This is a genomic window from Nocardioides sp. GCM10030259 (genome assembly GCF_042666375.1).
Lineage (GTDB): Bacteria > Actinomycetota > Actinomycetes > Propionibacteriales > Nocardioidaceae > Nocardioides.
Genome location: NZ_JBHTDF010000018.1, coordinates 605538 through 622555, shown reverse-complemented (window position 1 = coordinate 622555; position 17018 = coordinate 605538). Strand labels below are relative to the sequence as shown.

Genomic DNA, 17018 nt, shown 5'->3' with positions numbered 1-17018 from the left:
TCAGGCCTCCGCCCTTGCCAGGAACGCGTCGCGGCACCCGACGCAGCAGAAGAAGTACGTCGTGCCCTCGTGCTCGAGCGGGAAGTGGGCGTCGTCGGCGGTGACCGTCATCCCGCACACGGGGTCGAGCGCCTCGGCGACCTCCGCCATCGGCAGCATGGTCCGGGCCGGAGGCTCGCCGACTGCGAAGCCACCCGCGGCGCGCACCTGCACCAGCTCGGCGAGGATCGAGACCGCGATCTCCTGGTGGGTCGTGTGCCCGAGGTCGAGGCCGATCGGCGTGTGCACCCGGCCGAGCAGGTGCTGCGCGACGCCCCGCTCCGCCAGGTAGCCGAGCACCGCCTCGCCGCGCTTGTGGGACGCCACCAGCCCGACGTACGCCGGCTCTGCGGACGCGGCCCGGCCGACGACGTCCTCGTCGTTGTGGCCCTGGGTGGCGACGACCACCACCGACCGGTGGTCGAGGGGCGCGTCCGCGAAGTCGGCGCCGGAGACCAGCTCGGCCCGCCAGCCGAGCGTCGTGGCGAGGTCCGCCAGCGTGCGCGCCATCGGCGAGTGGCCGACCACGACGAGGTGGACGGGCTCCAGCACGGGTTCGACGTAGATCTGCAAGGCACCCTCGCTCTGGCAGGACATCGGGATCGCGGTCATCCCCTCGGGCAGCACGAGGCCTTCGGTCGCGCCGAGGTAGAGCAGCCGCGGCTCGCCGTCCCGGATCACGCGCTGGGCCTCGCGGATCACCGTGGGCTCGGCGCAGGCCCCGCCGATCCAGCCCCGGATCTCGCCGTCGGCCGTGACGATCGCGCGCGAGCCGACCTGGCCGGACGACGGCGCCTGGCGCCAGACGACCGTCGCGACGGCGTACGCCTGGTCCTCCGGGACCCGGTCACTCACCGCGTCGTTCATCGGTCGGTCCTGATCGGAGGGGCACCGGAGACGTCGGTGCCGGTGGTGATGGCCTCGTGGACCCGGTCGGGCAGCAGCGGCATGTCGACGTTGCGGACGCCGTGCCCCTTGAGGGCGTCCATGACCGCGTTGACGAAGGCCGCCGGCCCGCCGACCGTCGCGCACTCGCCGACGCCCTTGGCGCCGATCGGGTGGTGCGGGCAGGGCGTGACGACCTCGTGCAGCTCCCACCCCGGCGTCTCCCAGGCGGTGGGCAGCAGGTAGTCCATGAAGTTGGACCCGATGCAGTTGCCCTCCTCGTCGAAGGTGATGAACTGCATCGACGACATCGCGTAGGCCTCGGTCAGGCCGCCCATGATCTGGCCCTCGACGATCATGGGGTTGATGCGCACCCCGCAGTCGTCGACGGCGACGAACCTCAGGACGTCCCAGACCCCTGTCATCGGGTCGACCTCGACGGTCGCGATGTAGCAGCCGAACGGCCAGGTCAGGTTGGGCGGGTCGTAGTAGGCGTTGGCCTCCAGCCCGGGCTCGAGGCCGTCGGGCATGTTGGAGTACGCCGCCATCGCGCACTCCTGGATCGAGACGCCGCGGTCGGGCGCGGACCGGACGTAGAACCGGCCGAGCTCCCACTCGACGTCCTCCTCGGACACCTCGAGCAGGTGGGCGGCGAGCTTGCGGGCCTTGGCCTTCACCTTGCGCGCGGCCATCGCGACCGCGGCGCCGGCGACCGGCGTGCTGCGCGAGGCGTAGGTGCCCATGCCGAACGGCGCCGTGTCGGTGTCGCCCTCCTCGACGACCACGTCGTCGGCCGGCAGCCCGAGCTCGTGGGCGACGATCTGCGCCCAGGTCGTCTCGTGGCCCTGGCCCTGCGTCTTGGCCCCCGTGCGCAGGATCGCCTTGCCGGTCATGTGCACCCGCAGCTCGGCGGAGTCGAACATCTTGATGCCGAGGATGTCGTACTCCCGGCTGTTGCCGGCGCCGAGCGGCTCGGTCATGCAGGAGATGCCGATCCCGAGCAGCCGGCCGTTCCGCGCCGCTTCGGCCTTCTCGCGCAGGAAGCCCTGGTAGTCGATCGCGTCGAGGCCGACCTGGAGGCACTTCTCGTACTGGCCCGAGTCGGTGAGGAAGCCGAACGGCGTACGGTGCGGGAAGTCGTCGTCGCGGACGAAGTTCATCCGCCGGAACTCCGCCTGGTCCATGCCCAGGTCCTCGGCCGCGGCCTGCACCATCCGCTCCTGGAAGAACATCGCCTCGGTGACCCGGAAGGAGCACCGGTAGGCGACGCCGCCTGGCGCCTTGTTGGTGTAGACGCCGCGCGCGGTCAGGTGTGCGGTCGGGATGTCGTAGCAGGAGAACGCCGAGTGCAGCAGGCCGATCTTGAACTTGCTCGGCTGCGCGTCGCCGAAGAACGCTCCGTGGTCGGAGTCGGTGTGCATGCGGACGCCGAGGATCTTGCCGTCCCGGCGCAGCGCCATCTCGCCGGAGAGATAGACGTCGCGGCCGAAGCCGGTCGAGATCAGGTTGCCGGTGCGGTCTTCGATCCACTTCACGGGGCGCTCGGTGAGGATCGACGCGAGGATCGACATCACGTAGCCCGGGTAGACCGGCACCTTGTTGCCGAAGCCGCCGCCCAGGTCGGGCGAGACGATCCGGATCATGTGCTCGGGCAGCTCGGCGATCAGCGCGACGGCCGCGCGCACGATGTGCGGCGCCTGCGTGGTCAGGTAGACGGTGAGCTTGCCGGTCGCGCGGTCGAAGTCGGAGACCGCACCGCAGGTCTCCAGCGGCGAGGGGTGCGAGCGCGGGTAGTGCAGCCGGATCTTCGAGACGACGTCGGCCTCGGCGAAGGCGCGGTCGGTGCCGGCGCGGTCGCCGACCTCCCAGTCGAAGCAGACGTTGTCGGTCTGCCCCTCCTTGTCGTCGCGGATGAGCGGCGCCCCCTCGGCCATGGCCTGGGTCGGGTTGACGATCACCGGCAGCTGCTCGTACTCGACGACGATCGCGTCGCACGCGTCCTTGGCGATGTAGGGGTCGTCGGCGATGACGCACGCGACCTCCTGGCCCTGGAACCGGACCTTGTCGGTGGCCAGCACCGCCTGGGTGTCGTAGCTGAGCGTCGGCATCCACGCGAGGTTGCGGGTCGCCATCATCTCGCCGGTGAGCACGAGTCGTACGCCGGGGATGTCCCACGCCGCGCTGGTGTCGATCGAGACGATGCGAGCGTGGGCGACGGGGCTGCGCAGGATCTCCATGTGGAGCATCCCGGGCAGCACCACGTCGTCGATGTAGTGGCCGCGGCCGCGGATGAAGCGGTTGTCCTCGACGCGCTTGCGGCTCGCACCCATGCCGCCGATCTTGATCTCGTCCAGCGCGCGGCTGGGCTCGGTGACGGTCATGCGTCGCCCCGCATCCTCGCGGCGGCTGCGAGGACCGCCTTCACGATGTTCTGGTAGCCGGTGCAGCGGCACAGGTTGCCCGAGAGCGCGAACCGCACCTCGTCCTCCGTCGGGTCGGGGTTCTCGGCCAGCAGCGCCTTGGCGGCGAGCATCATGCCGGGCGTGCAGAACCCGCACTGGAGGCCGTGCTCGTCCTTGAAGGCCTCCTGGATCGGGTCGAGCCCGCTCGGTGTGCCGAGGCCCTCGACCGTCATGACCTCGTGGCCGTCGGCCTGCACCGCGAGCATCGTGCAGCTCTTCGCCGGGAGGCCGTCGACCAGCACCGTGCAGGCGCCGCAGTTGGTGGTGTCGCAGCCGGTGTGGGTGCCGGTGAGCTTGAAGCCCTGGCGCAGCAGGTGGGCGAGCAGCAGCCGCGGCTCGACGTCGGCGGTGCGAGCGCGGCCGTTGACGTTGACCGTGACCCGGCGTACCGGCACGCCCTCGGCCGGGGCGTCCGGTACCTCTTCGTACAGGCTCGTCATGCTGCCCTCTCGGTGGTCGTGACCCGGGTGAGGATCCGGGTGACGAAGGTGTGGATGACGTGGCGCTTGTACGACGCGCTGCCCCGGTGGTCGGAGTTGGGCTGCGCGGCGTCCGCCGCTAGGTCCGCGGCCCGCGCGATCGCGTCGAGGGTCAGCACCTGGCCGACCAGCGAGTCGGCGGCGGCCCGGGCGTCGACGGTGCGGCTGCCGACGCCGGTGAGCGCGATGCCCGCGCGGCTGACCCGGTCGCCGTCCAGCTCGAGGGCGACCGCGGTGCCGGCGGTGGCGAAGTCGCCGACCCGGCGCTCCAGCTTGAGGAAGCCGCCGGCTACCTCTCCGCGGGCGGCCGGGACCACGGCCTCGACCGCGACCTCGTCGTACTCGAGGACGGTCTGGAACGGCCCGGTGACGAAGTCGGCGACGGGGATCGTGCGCCGGCCGCGCGGCCCCTGGGCGACGACGTGGCCGTCGGCCGCCATGACCGCTGCGGCCCAGTCGCCCTGGGGGTCGGCGTGGCAGAGGGAGCCGACGAGCGTGCCGCGGGTGCGCACGATCGGGTCGGCGATCAGCGGCGCCGCCGCAGCCATCACGGGCTGCACGCGCGCGAGGTCGGCGGAGCGCTCGAGGTCGCGGTGGCGGACCAGTGCGCCGACGCGGATGCTGCCGTCGGAGGCGATCTCGAGGCCGTCGAGGCCCGGCAGGTTGTTGATGTCGACGAGCATCTCGGGCGCGGCGAACCTCAGCTTGAGCAGCGGCACCAGGCTCTGGCCCCCGGCCAGCACCTTGGCCTCGCCCTGCCCCTCCGCGAGGAGCCCGATGGCCTCGTCGAGGGAGCGCGGCGCCTCGTAGGCGAAGCGTGAGGGGTACATCAGGCGCCCGCCTCGGGGTCTGGCACCGCGATCGGGAGCGACTCGACCTCGGTCGGGTCGGGTCGCGGCTGCTGGTGCGGCGGCCACGGCCCCTGCACCGGCTGCCCGGCGACCTTGAGGAACTCGACGAACTGCGGGAACGCCCAGACCGTCGGGCTCTTGCCGGTCTTCGGGGCGTTCTCGATCAGCTCGTACATGCGTGGGTTGCCCCGGCTGTGGCCATCCGACTCGATCGGCACGCGTCCCCCTCCTCCACTCGTGCCACCTCAGGATGACGCCACTGTGCTCCCGATCACAGGGGGCGGCAACAGCGAATCAAGAGTTCGCTTAGGTGGGGTATCGGGACGGGTGACGGGACGATAGTCCGTCACGTTCTGGCCGCCCTTCCGGCCGCTCGGGCGGCCATTTCGTGACGGACTATCCGACAGATGCGTGACGGGGTCAGCTCCACAGGGTCACGTGCACGGCGGGCTTGAACCGGCCGTGGGTGACGCCGCGGCCCCGGAGCATGGCCTGGGTGGCGCGCGGGGTCGTGACGAACCGCGCCATCTCCTCCGCGGCGGGCGTGGCCCGCTGGCCGCCGAGGATGGAGATGTGCCAGGAGCCCTGGCCCTGGAGCAGCCGGCCCGGCACGCGGGCGAGGGTGCCGGCGGCGAGGTCCTGGGCGACGGCGAAGGCGACGGTCAGGCAGATGCCGGCGCCCCGCTTCGCCTCCTCGACGGCGGCCGCGTGGGACTGGAAGATCTGCTGGCGGTCCTCGGGTACGCCGATGCGGTGCAGCATCCCGGGGATCACGCCCGCGTCGTCGGCGGCGGACGGGCCGAGCAGCCAGGTCTGGTCGCGCAGCAGCGCGGCCCCCGGCTGGCCGGCGCGGGTCAGCGGGTGGTCGGGCGCCACCACGCCGAGGATCTGGTAGTTCAGGAAGAGCCGGCTGCTCACGGCCGGGTCCGAGGTCACCGGCCGCGGCCCGACCGCCGCGTCGACCGTGCGCGTCAGCAGCATCGACTCCAGGTCGCCGGCGCGGTGCACGCTGAGCTCGACGTCGAGGTCGCGCGCGCGGTCGGCGAAGACGCCGATCAGCCCGGGTGCGGCGTGCTCGGCGAACAGCGCGGTGGTGCCGAGCCGCAGCATCCGGCGCCCGGCGCCGGCCGCCCGCACCTCGAGCACCGTGCGGTCCTGGAGGCCGAGCAGCTCGACCGCGCGGCTCGCGAGACGGAGCCCGCCGGGCGTGAACGCCAGGCCCGCCGAGGTCCGGTTGAAGAGCTGGTCGCCGAGCTCCTTGCGCAGCTGCCCGACGTGCAGCGACACCGCCGCCTCGGTGACGCCGAGGTCGGCGGCGGCAGCCTTCACCGACCCGAGCCGGACGACCGCGGCGAAGGCGCGGAGCTGGGTGGGGGTCATACGACGCCCTCAGGACGGAGGAGCAGCACGGCCGCGCATCGCCTCCCAGACGCGTGACGGGGTGAGGGGCATGTCGGCGTGGCGGACGCCGTACGGCGCCAGCGCGTCGACCACGGCGTTCACGACCGCCGGCGGCGAGCCGACCGTCGCGGACTCGCCGACGCCCTTCGCGCCGATCGGGTGGTGCGGCGACGGGGTGACGGTCGTGCCGCACTCCCAGTCGGGCACCTCGAGCGCGGTCGGGATCAGGTAGTCCATCAGCGAGCCGCCCAGGCAGTTGCCCTGCTCGTCGAAGCCGATGAACTCCATCAACGCCATCCCGATCCCGTCGGTGAGGCCGCCGTGGATCTGGCCCTCGACGATCATCTCGTTGATGCGGGTGCCGCAGTCGTCGACGGCGATGAACCGCCGCACCTTCACGACCGCCGTGCCGGGGTCGACGTCGACGACGCAGATGTAGGCGCCGAACGGGTAGGTCAGGTTCTCCGGGTTGTAGGAGATCTGTGCGTCCAGCCCGCCCTCGACGCCCTCGGGCAGGTCGCCGGCGCCGTGCGCGCGCATCGCCACCTGCTGGATGGTGACCCCGACTCCGGGCACGCCGCGCACGTCGAACCGGCCCTTGGTCCACTCCAGGTCCTCGGGGGCGACCTCGAGCATCCCGGCCGCGATCAGCCGCGCCTTGTCGCGCACCCGCCGGGCCGCGAGCACCGCCGCCGCGCCGGACACCGGCGTCGAGCGGGAGCCGTAGGTGCCGAGGCCGTACGGCGTGTTGTCGGTGTCGCCGTGCACGACGTCGACGTCGTCGGGGTGGATGCCGAGCTCCTCGGCGACCAGCTGGGCGAACGTCGTCTCGTGTCCCTGCCCCTGCGTCTGCACGGCGAGTCGGATCACCGCGGAGCCGGTCGGGTGCACCCGCAGCTCGCAGCCGTCGGCCATGCCGAGGCCGAGCATGTCCATGTCCTTGCGCGGCCCGGCGCCGACGGCCTCGATGAAGAAGGAGACGCCGATGCCCATGAGCTCACCACGAGATCGCTTCTCGGCCTGCTCGGCCCGCAGCTCGTCGTACCCCGCGATCCGCAGCGCCTCCTGCATCGCGCGCGGGTAGTCGCCGGAGTCGTAGACCCAGCCGGTGCGGCTCGTGTAGGGGAACTGGTCGGGCCGGATGAAGTTCTGCAGCCGCAGCTCGACGGGGTCGCGCCCGAGCTCGGCGGCGAGCATGTCGACCATCCGCTCGACGAGGTAGACGGCCTCGGCGATCCGGAAGGAGCAGGCATAGGCCACGCCACCGGGCGCCTTGTTGGTGTGCACCGCGGTCATCGAGCAGTACGCCGCCTCGATGTCGTAGCTGCCGGTGAACACCCCGAAGAAGCCGCCGGGGAACTTCCGCGGCGCGGCCGTGCCGTTGAAGGCGCCGTGGTCGGCGAGCACGTGGCTGCGCAGCGCGAGGATCCGACCCGACCGGTCGGCGGCGATCTCGCCCTGCATGACGTAGTCGCGGGCGAAGCCCGACGCGACGAGGTTCTCCGTGCGGTCCTCGGTCCACTTGACCGGGCGCCCGGTGAGCATGGAGCCGACGATCGCGTGCACGTAGCCGGGGTAGATCGGCACCTTGTTGCCGAAGCCGCCGCCGATGTCGGGCGAGATGACCCGGATCCGGTGCTCGGCGATGCCCGCGAACATCGACAGCAGCGTGCGGTGGGCGTGCGGCGCCTGCGTGGTCGCCCAGAGCGTGAGCCTGTCGTCGACCCGGTCGTAGTCGGCGACGGCGCCGCAGGTCTCCATGGGCGCCGGGTGCACGCGCGGGAAGACCAGCTCCTGGCGGACGACGACCTCGGCGCGGTCGAAGACCGCGGCGGTCGCGTCGGCGTCGCCGGTCTCCCAGTCGAAGCAGTGGTTGTCGCGCTTGCCGTCGACGTCGTCGCGGATCAGCGGCGCGTCGGGGTCGAGCGCGCGGCGTACGTCGACGACGGGCTCGAGCACGTCGTACTCCACGTCGATCAGCTCGAGCGCGTCGCGGGCGGCGTACCGGTCCTCAGCGACGACGAACGCGACCTCCTGGCCCTGGAAGCGCACCTTGTCGGTGGCCAGCACGGCCTGCACGTCGCCCGAGAGCGTGGGCATCCAGGCGAGACCGCGCTCGGCGAGCATCGCGCCGGTGACGACCGCCTTGACCTTCGGGTGCGCCTCGGCGGCGAGGGTGTCGACGCCGACGATGCGCGCGTGCGCGACGGGCGAGCGCAGCACCGCGAGGTGCAGCATCCCCGGCAGGTTGATGTCGTCGACGAACGTGCCCTTGCCGCGCACGAACCGCCGGTCCTCCTTGCGGAGCATCCGGCCGTGGCCGAGCGGGGTCACCGTCGTCACGACTCCCTCCCGTCGGCATGCTCGGCCGCCCACCGCACGGAGCGCACGATCGACGCGTAGCCCGTGCACCGGCAGATCTGGCCGGCGATGGCCTCGCGGATCGCCTGCTCGCTCGGGTCGGGGTCGCGGTCGAGCAGCGCCCGGGCGGACATCAGCATCCCCGGGGTGCAGAAGCCGCACTGCAGTCCGTGGCACTCCATGAACCCCTGCTGCACCGGGTCGAGCTCGCCCTCCCACTCCAGGCTCTCGACAGTGCGTACGTCGTGGCCGGCGGCCATCGCGGTGAGCACGGTGCACGACTTGACCGGCTCGTCGTCGTACAGGACGACGCAGGTGCCGCAGTTGCTGGTGTCGCAGCCCCAGTGGGTGCCGGTCAGGCCGAGCTCGTCGCGCAGGAAGTGGACGAGCAGCAGCCGCGCCTCCACGTCGCGGGTCACCGCCTCGCCGTTGACCGTGAGCGTCACCTCCATCAGGCGATCCGCTCCCAGGCGGTGCGCAGGGTGCGCCGCGTGAGCTCACCCGCGAGGTGCCGCTTGTAGTCCGCCGACCCGCGGCTGTCGGTCACCGGGCGGCACGCCTCGGCGGCGATCGTGCCGGCGAGCTCCCACGCCTCCTCGGACGGCGCGTGGCCGCGGAGCGCCGCCGACACCTCGGGGATGCCGGTGGTGTTGGGCCCGACCGCGGCGAGGCCGACCCGGGCGTCGGCGATCGTGTCGCGCTCGTCCACCCAGACCGCGGCGCCGGCAGCCACGACCGCCCAGTCGCCCGCGCGCCGGTCGACCTTCGCGTAGGCGCTGCTGCCGCGCGGTCGCACCGGAATCCGCACCTCGGTCAGCATCTCGGCGTGGGCGACCGCGGTCTCGTAGGGGCCGCGGTGGAAGTCGTCCATCGACACCACCCGCTCCCCGCCCGGCCCCCGGACCACGCAGCTCGCGCCGAGCGTCGTGCACACCGAGGACAGGTCCTCGGACGGGTCGGCCTGGCACAGCGCGCCTCCGAGCGTGCCGCGGTTGCGCACCGGCGGGTCGGCGATCACCCGCTCGGCGTCGCGGAAGATCGGGCAGACCACGGCCAGCTCGTCGGACTCCAGCAGCTCACGGTGCCGCGTCATCGCGCCGATGCGCACCTCGGTCGGCGTGATCCGGATGTAGCCGAGCTCGCCGTGCAGGTCGTTGATGTCGACGAGGTACTCCGGGTTGGCCAGCCGCAGCTTCATCATCGGCAGCAGGCTGTGCCCGCCGGCGATCAGCCGGGCCTCCTCGCCGAGGCGCTCCAGCAGGCCGATCGCGTGCTCGACGCTGGTCGCTCGCTCGTACTCGATCGGCGCCGGCACCTGCACAGGCCGATGCTACGAGTCGGCGAGCCGTCGCGCGCGCGTATCTGGAGACGGCCGGACCGCTCCTCCCGATGAGTCCGGCCCGGTCCGCGGGTCGGACTCGTCACGGAACCAGGATTCTCGAGAGGTCAGGTACGACGGCGATGGCGGTGAGCACGGTTGCGCCCCTGGCGTCCCGCCGCGTCGTCAGCATCGACGTCCTGCGGGAGCTGGCCCAGGTGCTCGGCGCCTTCCTCCTCTACAACCTGGGTCGCGTGCTCGCCGTCGACGACCTCGGCGCGGCCGACGCGCACGCGGTCGACATCGTCGACGCGCAGCGCTGGCTGGGCCTGCCCACGGAGGCGTCTCTCCAGGCCTGGGCGCTCGGCCACGAATGGCTGGTCGACCTCGCGAACCGCTACTACGTGTCCGTCCACTTCCCGCTGACGATCGCCGTGCTGGTCTGGCTCTTCCGCTACCGGCGCCCGGCGTACACCTGGGCCAAGCGGGCGCTGCTGCTCGCCACCGGCGTCGCGCTGGTCTTCCACGTGCTGGTGCCGGTCACCCCGCCGCGGCTGCTGGACTCGCTCGGCATGACCGACACCGGCCACGCCGGCGGGATGTCGATCTACCAGGCGCCGGTGCTCGGCAGCATGTCCAACGAGTACGCCGCGATGCCGAGCCTGCACGTCGGCTGGGCGCTGCTGCTCGCGGTCGTGCTCGTCGTCGCGTGCCGCACGCGCTGGCGCTGGCTGTGGCTCCTGCACCCGCTGGCGACCGTGTTCGTGGTCGTCAGCACCGCCAACCACTACTGGCTCGACGGCCTCGCCGGCTCGGTGCTGGTCGTCGGCGCGCTGTGGCTGACCCGATCGGCGCTCGCCGGGGCTCAGGCCTCCGCGTCGAGCGCCGCCGCGACCCGCCTGTGCGCCGTCCAGATCTCCTCGGGCAGCCCGTCGAACTGCCGGAGGTGCTCCTCGCGGAACCCCATCTCCTGCCGCCACCGCTCGACGTCGATGGTCAGGATCGCCTCGAGGTCCTCGGGCGTGATCTCCACGCCCTCGAGCTCGAGCTCCTCCTTCGTCGGCAGGACGCCCACCGGGGTCGGCCGGCCGGAGACGTCGCCGTCCTTGAACCGGCACAGCCACAGCAGCGCGCGCAGGTTGTCGCGGTAGCCCGGCCACCGGAAGTGGCCGTCCTCGCCGCGCTGGAACCAGTTGACGTGCGCGAAGATCGGCTGCTCGGAGGCCGAGCCGATGATCTTCAGCCAGTGCGCCGCGTAGTCGCCCTCGCCGTACGCCATGAACGGGCGCATCGACATCGGGTCGTAGCGCAGCTGCCCGTCGATGCCCTCGGTGGCGAACGTCGCCTCGGCGCCGAGCGTGAGGCCGTCGTACACGCCTTCGGCGAGGTCGGAGATCGCGCGCACCAGCGGCTCGCGGTCGCTGGTGCGGCCGCCGAAGATGATCGCGTCGATCGGGACGCCGGCGGGCGCCTCGAAGTCCGCGGCGACGTTGGGGACGTTCGCGAGCGTCGTGGTGAAGCGGCTGTTGGGGTGCGCCCAGGGAGAGTCGTCGCCGGCCTCGCGCTCGGAGACCAGGTTGCCCTTCCAGTCCCGCCAGCCGGTGAGGTCCTCGGGCGGGTTCTTGGTCTTGCCCTCCCACCAGACCTCCTGGGTCTGGTCGTTGTAGGCGACGTTGGTGAAGATCGCGCCGCTGCCGTCGCCGATCGAGTCGAGGGCGGTCGGGTTGGTCTTCTCGTTGGTGTCCTTGGCGACGCCGAAGACGCCGAACTCCGGGTTCAGCGCGCGGATGCGACCGTCCTCGCCGACCCACAGCCAGGCGATGTCGTCGCCGTAGAAGTCGACGCGGTAGCGGTCGCCGAGCGCGTCCGGCGCCAGCGTCATCGCGAGGTTGGTCTTGCCCGACGCGCTCGGGAAGCCGCCGCAGACGTGCCAGCGCTTGCCGGTCTCGTTGTCGGTGATGCCGAGCAGCATGAACTGCTCGGCGAGGAAGCGTCCCGAGGCCCGGCCGTCGTAGCAGGCCTGGCGCAGGCCGTGCGCGATCTTGCCGAGCAGCGCGTTGCCGCCGTACGACGAGCCGTAGTGGAGGATCGTCCGCTCGTCGGCGATGGTCGCGAAGTAGCGCTGGTCGTCGGGCGTGCCCTGGCCGAGGTTCGGGAGGTCGCCGGTGACGTGGACGGCGCGCACGAAGCTGTCGGGGTCGTCGAGCTCGTTGAGGTACTGCACGCCGACCCGCGACATCCGGATCATGTGCAGCACCACGGGCCGGCAGTCGGTGATCTCGACGCCGGCGGCGTACGGCTCGAGCGGGGAGCCGGGAGGCGCCATCAGGTAGGGGATGACGTACATCGTCTTGCCGGCCGAGGCACCGCGCATCCGCTCGGTGAGGATCTCGGTCATCTCCGAGGCCGGCTTCCAGTTGTTGTAGACGCCCTTGTCGTCTTCCTTGCCGGTCGCGACGACCGTGCGCTCCTCGGTGCGCGCGGTGTCCTTGAAGTAGCTGCGGGAGTAGTACCGCCCCGGGCCGGCGGGCAGCAGCTCGCCGGCGTCGAGCGCCTCCTGCACCAGGCGTGCGTCGTCGGCGGCGGTCACGACCTCGACGCGGTCGGGTTGGGTGATCGCGGCCCACTCGGCCACGTAGGCCCGCACCCGCGGGTTCGTCAGTCCTGCCTCGTCCAGCGCGCTGTCCACGTCGACCATGTCCGTCGCAACCTCTCGATCCCCTCGGCGAATGTCGGGCACCGTACCCAACATTCAGGCGCGCGTGGAGACGGGGTCGCCCAATGTGCCCCAAATCCCAGTACAGACTGGGCTTTCGTCCTCAGGAGGCCTAAGTCGAGCGACGTCCGGAGGGGTGCGTCAGTCGGTCGCGCGGCGGCGCCCGAGCACCACCAGCGCGATGCCGGCGACCAGCGCGAGCGCGCCGCCGACGTACCCGACGATCGGCACGGTGGTCTCGATCAGACGCAGCTGGGAGACGTTGTCCTCCGCGTCGTCGACGTTGTCGGCGACCTGGTCGTCGGTGAACGCGAGGTCCATCTCGATCAGCGGGCCGACGCCGTCGCCGACGCGCTCCTGGTGCACGACCTGCTTGATGATCGCCCCGGTGTGCGGCTCGATGTAGTAGTCGGTCGTGGCGGAGTAGCTGCCCTCGATGTCGGCGAGCACCACGATCCCGTCTGCCTCCGCGTTGGCGACGTAGTGGTAGGTCTCGAGGCCGTCGAGCTCCTCGGTGCCCTCGTACGTCGCGTCGACGGCGTCGCGCATCACGTCGTCCCAGACCTGGTAGGTCTTCTTCTCCGCGCCGAACGGCCACTTGTTCTGCAGGCCCTCCTGCTGCGGCGCGTCGGCCGGCAGGTAGTCACCGTTGTCGACGGTGACGCCGGTGTGGCGGTCGGTCGCGAAGGTCTCCTCCGAGGCGCTGATCAGCCGGCCCTCGGGGTCGTCGGCGGTCACGCAACTGTCGATGCCGCCCTGGTCGCGGACGACGCACAGCGAGGCCTCGAACACGGCGACGTCGTCGTCCGACTTCTCGGGGTCGGTCCGGTTCTGGCTGAACGCCAGCACGGGCTCGGGCGTCCCGCCCGTGATCGCCGCCTCACCCGAGAGGAGCGTCGTGGTGTCGGTGTCCAGCGGGGTGCGCTCCAGCTGCCCGGGTGCCCACGTCTGAGCGACGACAGCGAGGACGACGAGGAACCCGCCGAGGCCGATGAGGAGGGGGGCAAGGATCTTGCGCATGCTGGGTGTCTTCCGTCGCGATGGCTGCGCCCGGGTGACGCGCCGGGAGAACCCTAGAGGGCTATGCCTGCGGCTGGACAATCTGAGTCCGTAATCACATTGTACGCCCCCGAACCGGGACGGATCCGCGCGTCCCTGTGGCGGATGTTGCTCCTGTGACGGAGACTGTCACGGTGGACCACAGCCACACGCACCGTCGACCCGTCATCCTCGGCCTGGCCGGGGCCGCTGCGCTGGGCGCGGCCACCGCCGCGACCAAGATCGCCGCGACCCTGACCGACGAGGACACCTCCGGACGCCCGCGCCTCGAGCTCTCCTCCGACTCCTCGGTGGGCGAGCTGACCGTGCGCCTCGGCGACGACCTGCTGCCGGCGACCGCGGCCGGCACCTGGCGCTCGCGCGAGCTGGGCACCTCGACCCACTCGATGGTCGGGTTCACCTGGACCGGCCCGCGGTCCCCGGAGGTCCACATCCGCTCGCGGGTCCGCGGCGAGTGGGGGCCGTGGCGGCCCGCGCCGCTCATGCACGACGAGCCCGACGCCGGCGCCGCCGAGCGGTCGGCCACCCGGGGCACGCAGCTGCTCTGGATCGGCCGCTCCGACGGGATCGACATCCGGGTCGACGGAAACCGACCGCGCGACCTCGCCCTGGTGCTCCTCCACCCCCGCCGCCTCCGCGGCGACGCGCGCGTCCACCCGGAGCCCGGCCGGGCGGGCTCGGCGGGCGCCCGCGGCCGCCGCATGTCCCGCCGCCGCACGGTCACCCAGCCCGCGATGCTCACGCGCCGCAAGTGGGGCGCCGACGAGAGCTGGCGCTCGAGCAAGCCGCAGTACAACTCGACGCTCCAGCAGGTGCACGTCCACCACTCCGCGAGCGGCAACGACTACTCGCAGGCCGACGTCCCCGCACTGCTCCGTGGCTTCTACCGCTACCACACCAAGAGCCTGCGCTGGTCCGACATCGGCTACAACTTCCTCGTCGACAAGTGGGGCCGGATCTGGGTGGGCCGGTACGGCGGGCCCAGGAAGCTGGTCCGCGGCGCCCACACGCTCGGCTTCAACGCCACGTCGACCGGCGTCTGCGTCATCGGCAACTACGACGCCGTCGGCCCCACGCCGGAGATCGTCTCCGCCGTGGCGTCGATCGCGGCGTGGAAGATCGCGCCGTACGGGCTCGACCCTCTCGGCGCGGCCACCGTCACGTCCGAAGGCAGCGACAAGTTCCGCGCGCGGCGGACGGTGAGCCTGCCGGTCATCGACGGCCACCGCGACACCAACGACACCGCCTGCCCGGGCGGCCTCCTCTACGCCCAGCTGCCCGCGATCCGGGAGGCGACCCGGCAGATCGTCGCGGCCGGCTCGGCGCCGCCGCCGCCGATCGTCGAAGTGACGCCGTCGGTGATCAGCGGCTCGACGGGGCTCGGGCAGACGCTGTCCGTCACGCCCGCCACGTTCAACCCCTCGGACTCGGCCGTCGCGGTCGCCTGGACGCGCAACGGGACCGCGATCCCGGGCGCGACCGCCACGACCTACACGACCACCGCCGACGACGTCGGCGCGACGCTCGGCGTCCAGACGACGGCGACCCGCGAGGGCTACACGGCGGCGACGACGGCCGCGGCCGCCCCCGCGGTCGTGACGGCCGTGACCAGGCTCGTCCTGAAGACCCCCCGCCTGCACCGCAAGGCAGCGATCGGCGTCAAGGTCCGGGCGGTGGGCGCGGGCGTCCGACCCGGCGGTACCGTCACCGTGCAGCTGCGCAAGCAGACCGCGACGGTCACCCTGAACGGCAAGGGCAACGCGGTCGCGAAGTTCCCCGTGGTCAAGCCCGGCTGGTCCACCGCCACGATCACCTACCACGGGGCGACCGGCTTCGACCCGTCCTCGATCACGGCCAAGGTCGGCGTCCTCCGCCGCAAGCGCCGGAAGCGCGGCTGACCCCGGCCCCTGCTTCTCGTCGCGGAGTTCCTCAACATGCGCGATGCGGTTCCGGCCGCCGCGCAGTTCGCTGGCGATGTCGACAACCGGGAGGACGTTGCTCCCCGGACTCGCGTCCTCTGGCCAGAAGGAGGAGCGATGAGATCGAACCGGATGTTGGTCGGCGTAGGGACCGCCATGGTGCTCGTGCTCGGCGGGGTGTCGGCGTCCACGAGCGACGCTGCCAGGGCCCGCGGTGGTCACGACCCAGCGGACGGCGACGCCGTACGGGCGTGGAACGAGATCGCCGTGAACACGCTCATCGCGTTGCCCGGCCCGGCAGGAGGCGCCCCACCGGCCGCCGCGGTCCACGTGGCGATGGTCCAGGGAGCGGTCTACGACGCCGTCAACGCGATCAGCCACAAGCACTTCCGGCCCTACCTGCTCAAGCAGCGGTTCTCCCCGTGGGCCTCGGAGGACGCCGCCGTGGCCGCCGCGGCGTACGGCGTCCTCCGCGACATCGTCTCCACCGTGCCGAGCTTCCCGGAGCCCGGTCGGGCGACCCTGCTCGCCACGCTCGCCACCCGGTACTCGAACGCGCTCGCGGCCATCCCCGACGGCCCGGCGGAGGACAAGGGGGTCGCCGCCGGCGCGGCCGCGGCCCAGGCGATGATCGAGGACCGCGTGGACGACGGCCGCTTCGGTCCGTCCCAGTGGGTGCCGAACCCGGCTCCGGGGCACTGGTCGCCGCTGACGGACCCGGCCACCGGGCTGCCCGTCCTCGACCCCACCCCCTGGGCGGGCGGGATCAGGCCGTTCACGATGACGTCCTCCTCGCAGTTCCGCACACCTGGACCGCTCGCGCTCGAGAGCGCCCAGTGGGCGGCGGAGTACAACGAGGTCAAGGCGATCGGCGCGGCGAACAGTGCCGTTCGGTCCACGACCCAGACCTACATCGCGCGGTGGTGGCAGAGCACGCCCGTCAGGAGCTGGAACGAGGTCTCGCGCGAGCTCACCACGCGCAGCGACCTGGACGCGCTCGAGACCGCCCGCCTGTTCGCGCTGCAGAACCTGAGCGGGGCCGATGCGTCGATCAACTGCTGGAACGACAAGTACTACTGGGACTTCTGGCGTCCGTGGAACGCGATCAGGCGCGGCACGGAGGACCGCAACGCGGGCACCGAGGCGGACACCGGCTGGTCGCCGCTGATCTCGGCGCCGTACCCCGACCACCCGTCGGGCCACCTGTGCCTCGACGGAGCGAACACCCGCATCCTGCAGATGTTCTTCGGTGACACGGTCCCGGGCGGATTCTCGATCACGAGCGTCTCGACGCTGCTCCAACCCGGGGATCCCACCGTGCGGCAGTTCGGCAGCTTCTCGAAGGTGCTCGACGAGCTCGTCGAGGCCCGCATCTGGGCCGGCCTGCACTTCCGCACGGCCGACGTGCAGGGCAGGGCCCTCGGCCAGAACGTCGCGGGCTGGGCAGCCTCGCACTACCTCCTGCCGTTGGGGCACCACCGGCAGCACCATCGCCACGGACATCATCACCACCACAGGTGAGGTCCGC

The 17018-nt window shown here is 72.0% G+C and carries 13 protein-coding genes and 1 pseudogene; 3 read left to right on the top strand and 11 right to left on the bottom strand.

Annotated features, from left to right (window positions below; translation table 11 throughout):
- The 9 genes from ACFQQI_RS16045 to ACFQQI_RS16005 all read right to left on the bottom strand — a co-directional run bounded on the left by ACFQQI_RS16045 (position 1) and on the right by ACFQQI_RS16005 (position 9799).
- Complete coding sequence (locus ACFQQI_RS16045; protein WP_378565381.1) at positions 1 to 906, bottom strand: XdhC family protein; 906 nt, start codon at positions 904 to 906, stop codon at positions 1 to 3.
- Positions 903 to 3305: an aerobic carbon-monoxide dehydrogenase large subunit gene (locus ACFQQI_RS16040; RefSeq protein WP_378565378.1), complete on the bottom strand. Its 2403-nt coding sequence runs from the start codon at positions 3303 to 3305 to the stop codon at positions 903 to 905. Before ACFQQI_RS16040 ends, ACFQQI_RS16045 begins: the two co-directional genes overlap by 4 nt.
- Complete coding sequence (locus tag ACFQQI_RS16035) at positions 3302 to 3826, bottom strand: (2Fe-2S)-binding protein (RefSeq protein WP_378565376.1); 525 nt, start codon at positions 3824 to 3826, stop codon at positions 3302 to 3304. The genes ACFQQI_RS16040 and ACFQQI_RS16035 overlap by 4 nt, the downstream gene beginning before the upstream one ends.
- Positions 3823 to 4695 carry an FAD binding domain-containing protein gene (locus ACFQQI_RS16030; protein WP_378565374.1) on the bottom strand — a complete coding sequence of 291 codons (873 nt, stop codon included), beginning with the start codon at positions 4693 to 4695 and terminating at the stop codon, positions 3823 to 3825. Before ACFQQI_RS16030 ends, ACFQQI_RS16035 begins: the two co-directional genes overlap by 4 nt.
- On the bottom strand, positions 4695 to 4934 hold the full coding sequence (locus ACFQQI_RS16025) for a hypothetical protein (protein WP_378565372.1): 240 nt from the start codon (positions 4932 to 4934) through the stop codon (positions 4695 to 4697). Before ACFQQI_RS16025 ends, ACFQQI_RS16030 begins: the two co-directional genes overlap by 1 nt.
- A 202-nt stretch (positions 4935 to 5136) precedes the next feature.
- A complete protein-coding gene (locus ACFQQI_RS16020) occupies positions 5137 to 6096 on the bottom strand; it encodes a LysR family transcriptional regulator (protein ID WP_378565369.1) in 960 nt (319 codons plus the stop codon).
- A gap of 9 nt (positions 6097 to 6105) precedes the next feature.
- A complete protein-coding gene (locus ACFQQI_RS16015) occupies positions 6106 to 8460 on the bottom strand; it encodes an aerobic carbon-monoxide dehydrogenase large subunit (protein WP_378565366.1) in 2355 nt (784 codons plus the stop codon).
- A complete protein-coding gene (locus tag ACFQQI_RS16010; protein WP_378565363.1) occupies positions 8457 to 8930 on the bottom strand; it encodes a (2Fe-2S)-binding protein in 474 nt (157 codons plus the stop codon). Before ACFQQI_RS16010 ends, ACFQQI_RS16015 begins: the two co-directional genes overlap by 4 nt.
- Positions 8930 to 9799 (bottom strand): FAD binding domain-containing protein, encoded by an 870-nt coding sequence (locus ACFQQI_RS16005; RefSeq protein WP_378565360.1) that lies wholly within the window; start codon positions 9797 to 9799, stop codon positions 8930 to 8932. The genes ACFQQI_RS16010 and ACFQQI_RS16005 overlap by 1 nt, the downstream gene beginning before the upstream one ends.
- Before the next feature lie 68 nt (positions 9800 to 9867).
- On the opposite strand from ACFQQI_RS16005, the pseudogene ACFQQI_RS16000 reads away from it, so the two are divergent.
- Positions 9868 to 10626, top strand: a pseudogene (locus tag ACFQQI_RS16000) (phosphatase PAP2 family protein); the annotation flags it as partial.
- A 35-nt stretch (positions 10627 to 10661) separates the two neighbouring features.
- On the opposite strand, the gene ACFQQI_RS15995 reads toward ACFQQI_RS16000, so the two are convergent.
- Both ACFQQI_RS15995 and ACFQQI_RS15990 read right to left on the bottom strand, forming a co-directional pair.
- On the bottom strand, positions 10662 to 12494 hold the full coding sequence (locus ACFQQI_RS15995; RefSeq protein WP_378565357.1) for a phosphoenolpyruvate carboxykinase (GTP): 1833 nt from the start codon (positions 12492 to 12494) through the stop codon (positions 10662 to 10664).
- 159 nt (positions 12495 to 12653) lie between these two features.
- Positions 12654 to 13532 carry a DUF3068 domain-containing protein gene (locus ACFQQI_RS15990; protein WP_378565354.1) on the bottom strand — a complete coding sequence of 293 codons (879 nt, stop codon included), beginning with the start codon at positions 13530 to 13532 and terminating at the stop codon, positions 12654 to 12656.
- Between the two features lie 173 nt (positions 13533 to 13705).
- On the opposite strand from ACFQQI_RS15990, the gene ACFQQI_RS15985 reads away from it, so the two are divergent.
- Positions 13706 to 15469 (top strand): N-acetylmuramoyl-L-alanine amidase, encoded by a 1764-nt coding sequence (locus tag ACFQQI_RS15985; RefSeq protein ID WP_378565351.1) that lies wholly within the window; start codon positions 13706 to 13708, stop codon positions 15467 to 15469.
- Between the two features lie 138 nt (positions 15470 to 15607).
- Positions 15608 to 17011: a vanadium-dependent haloperoxidase gene (locus ACFQQI_RS15980; RefSeq protein ID WP_378565348.1), complete on the top strand. Its 1404-nt coding sequence runs from the start codon at positions 15608 to 15610 to the stop codon at positions 17009 to 17011.
- Positions 17012 to 17018 lie beyond the last annotated feature (7 nt).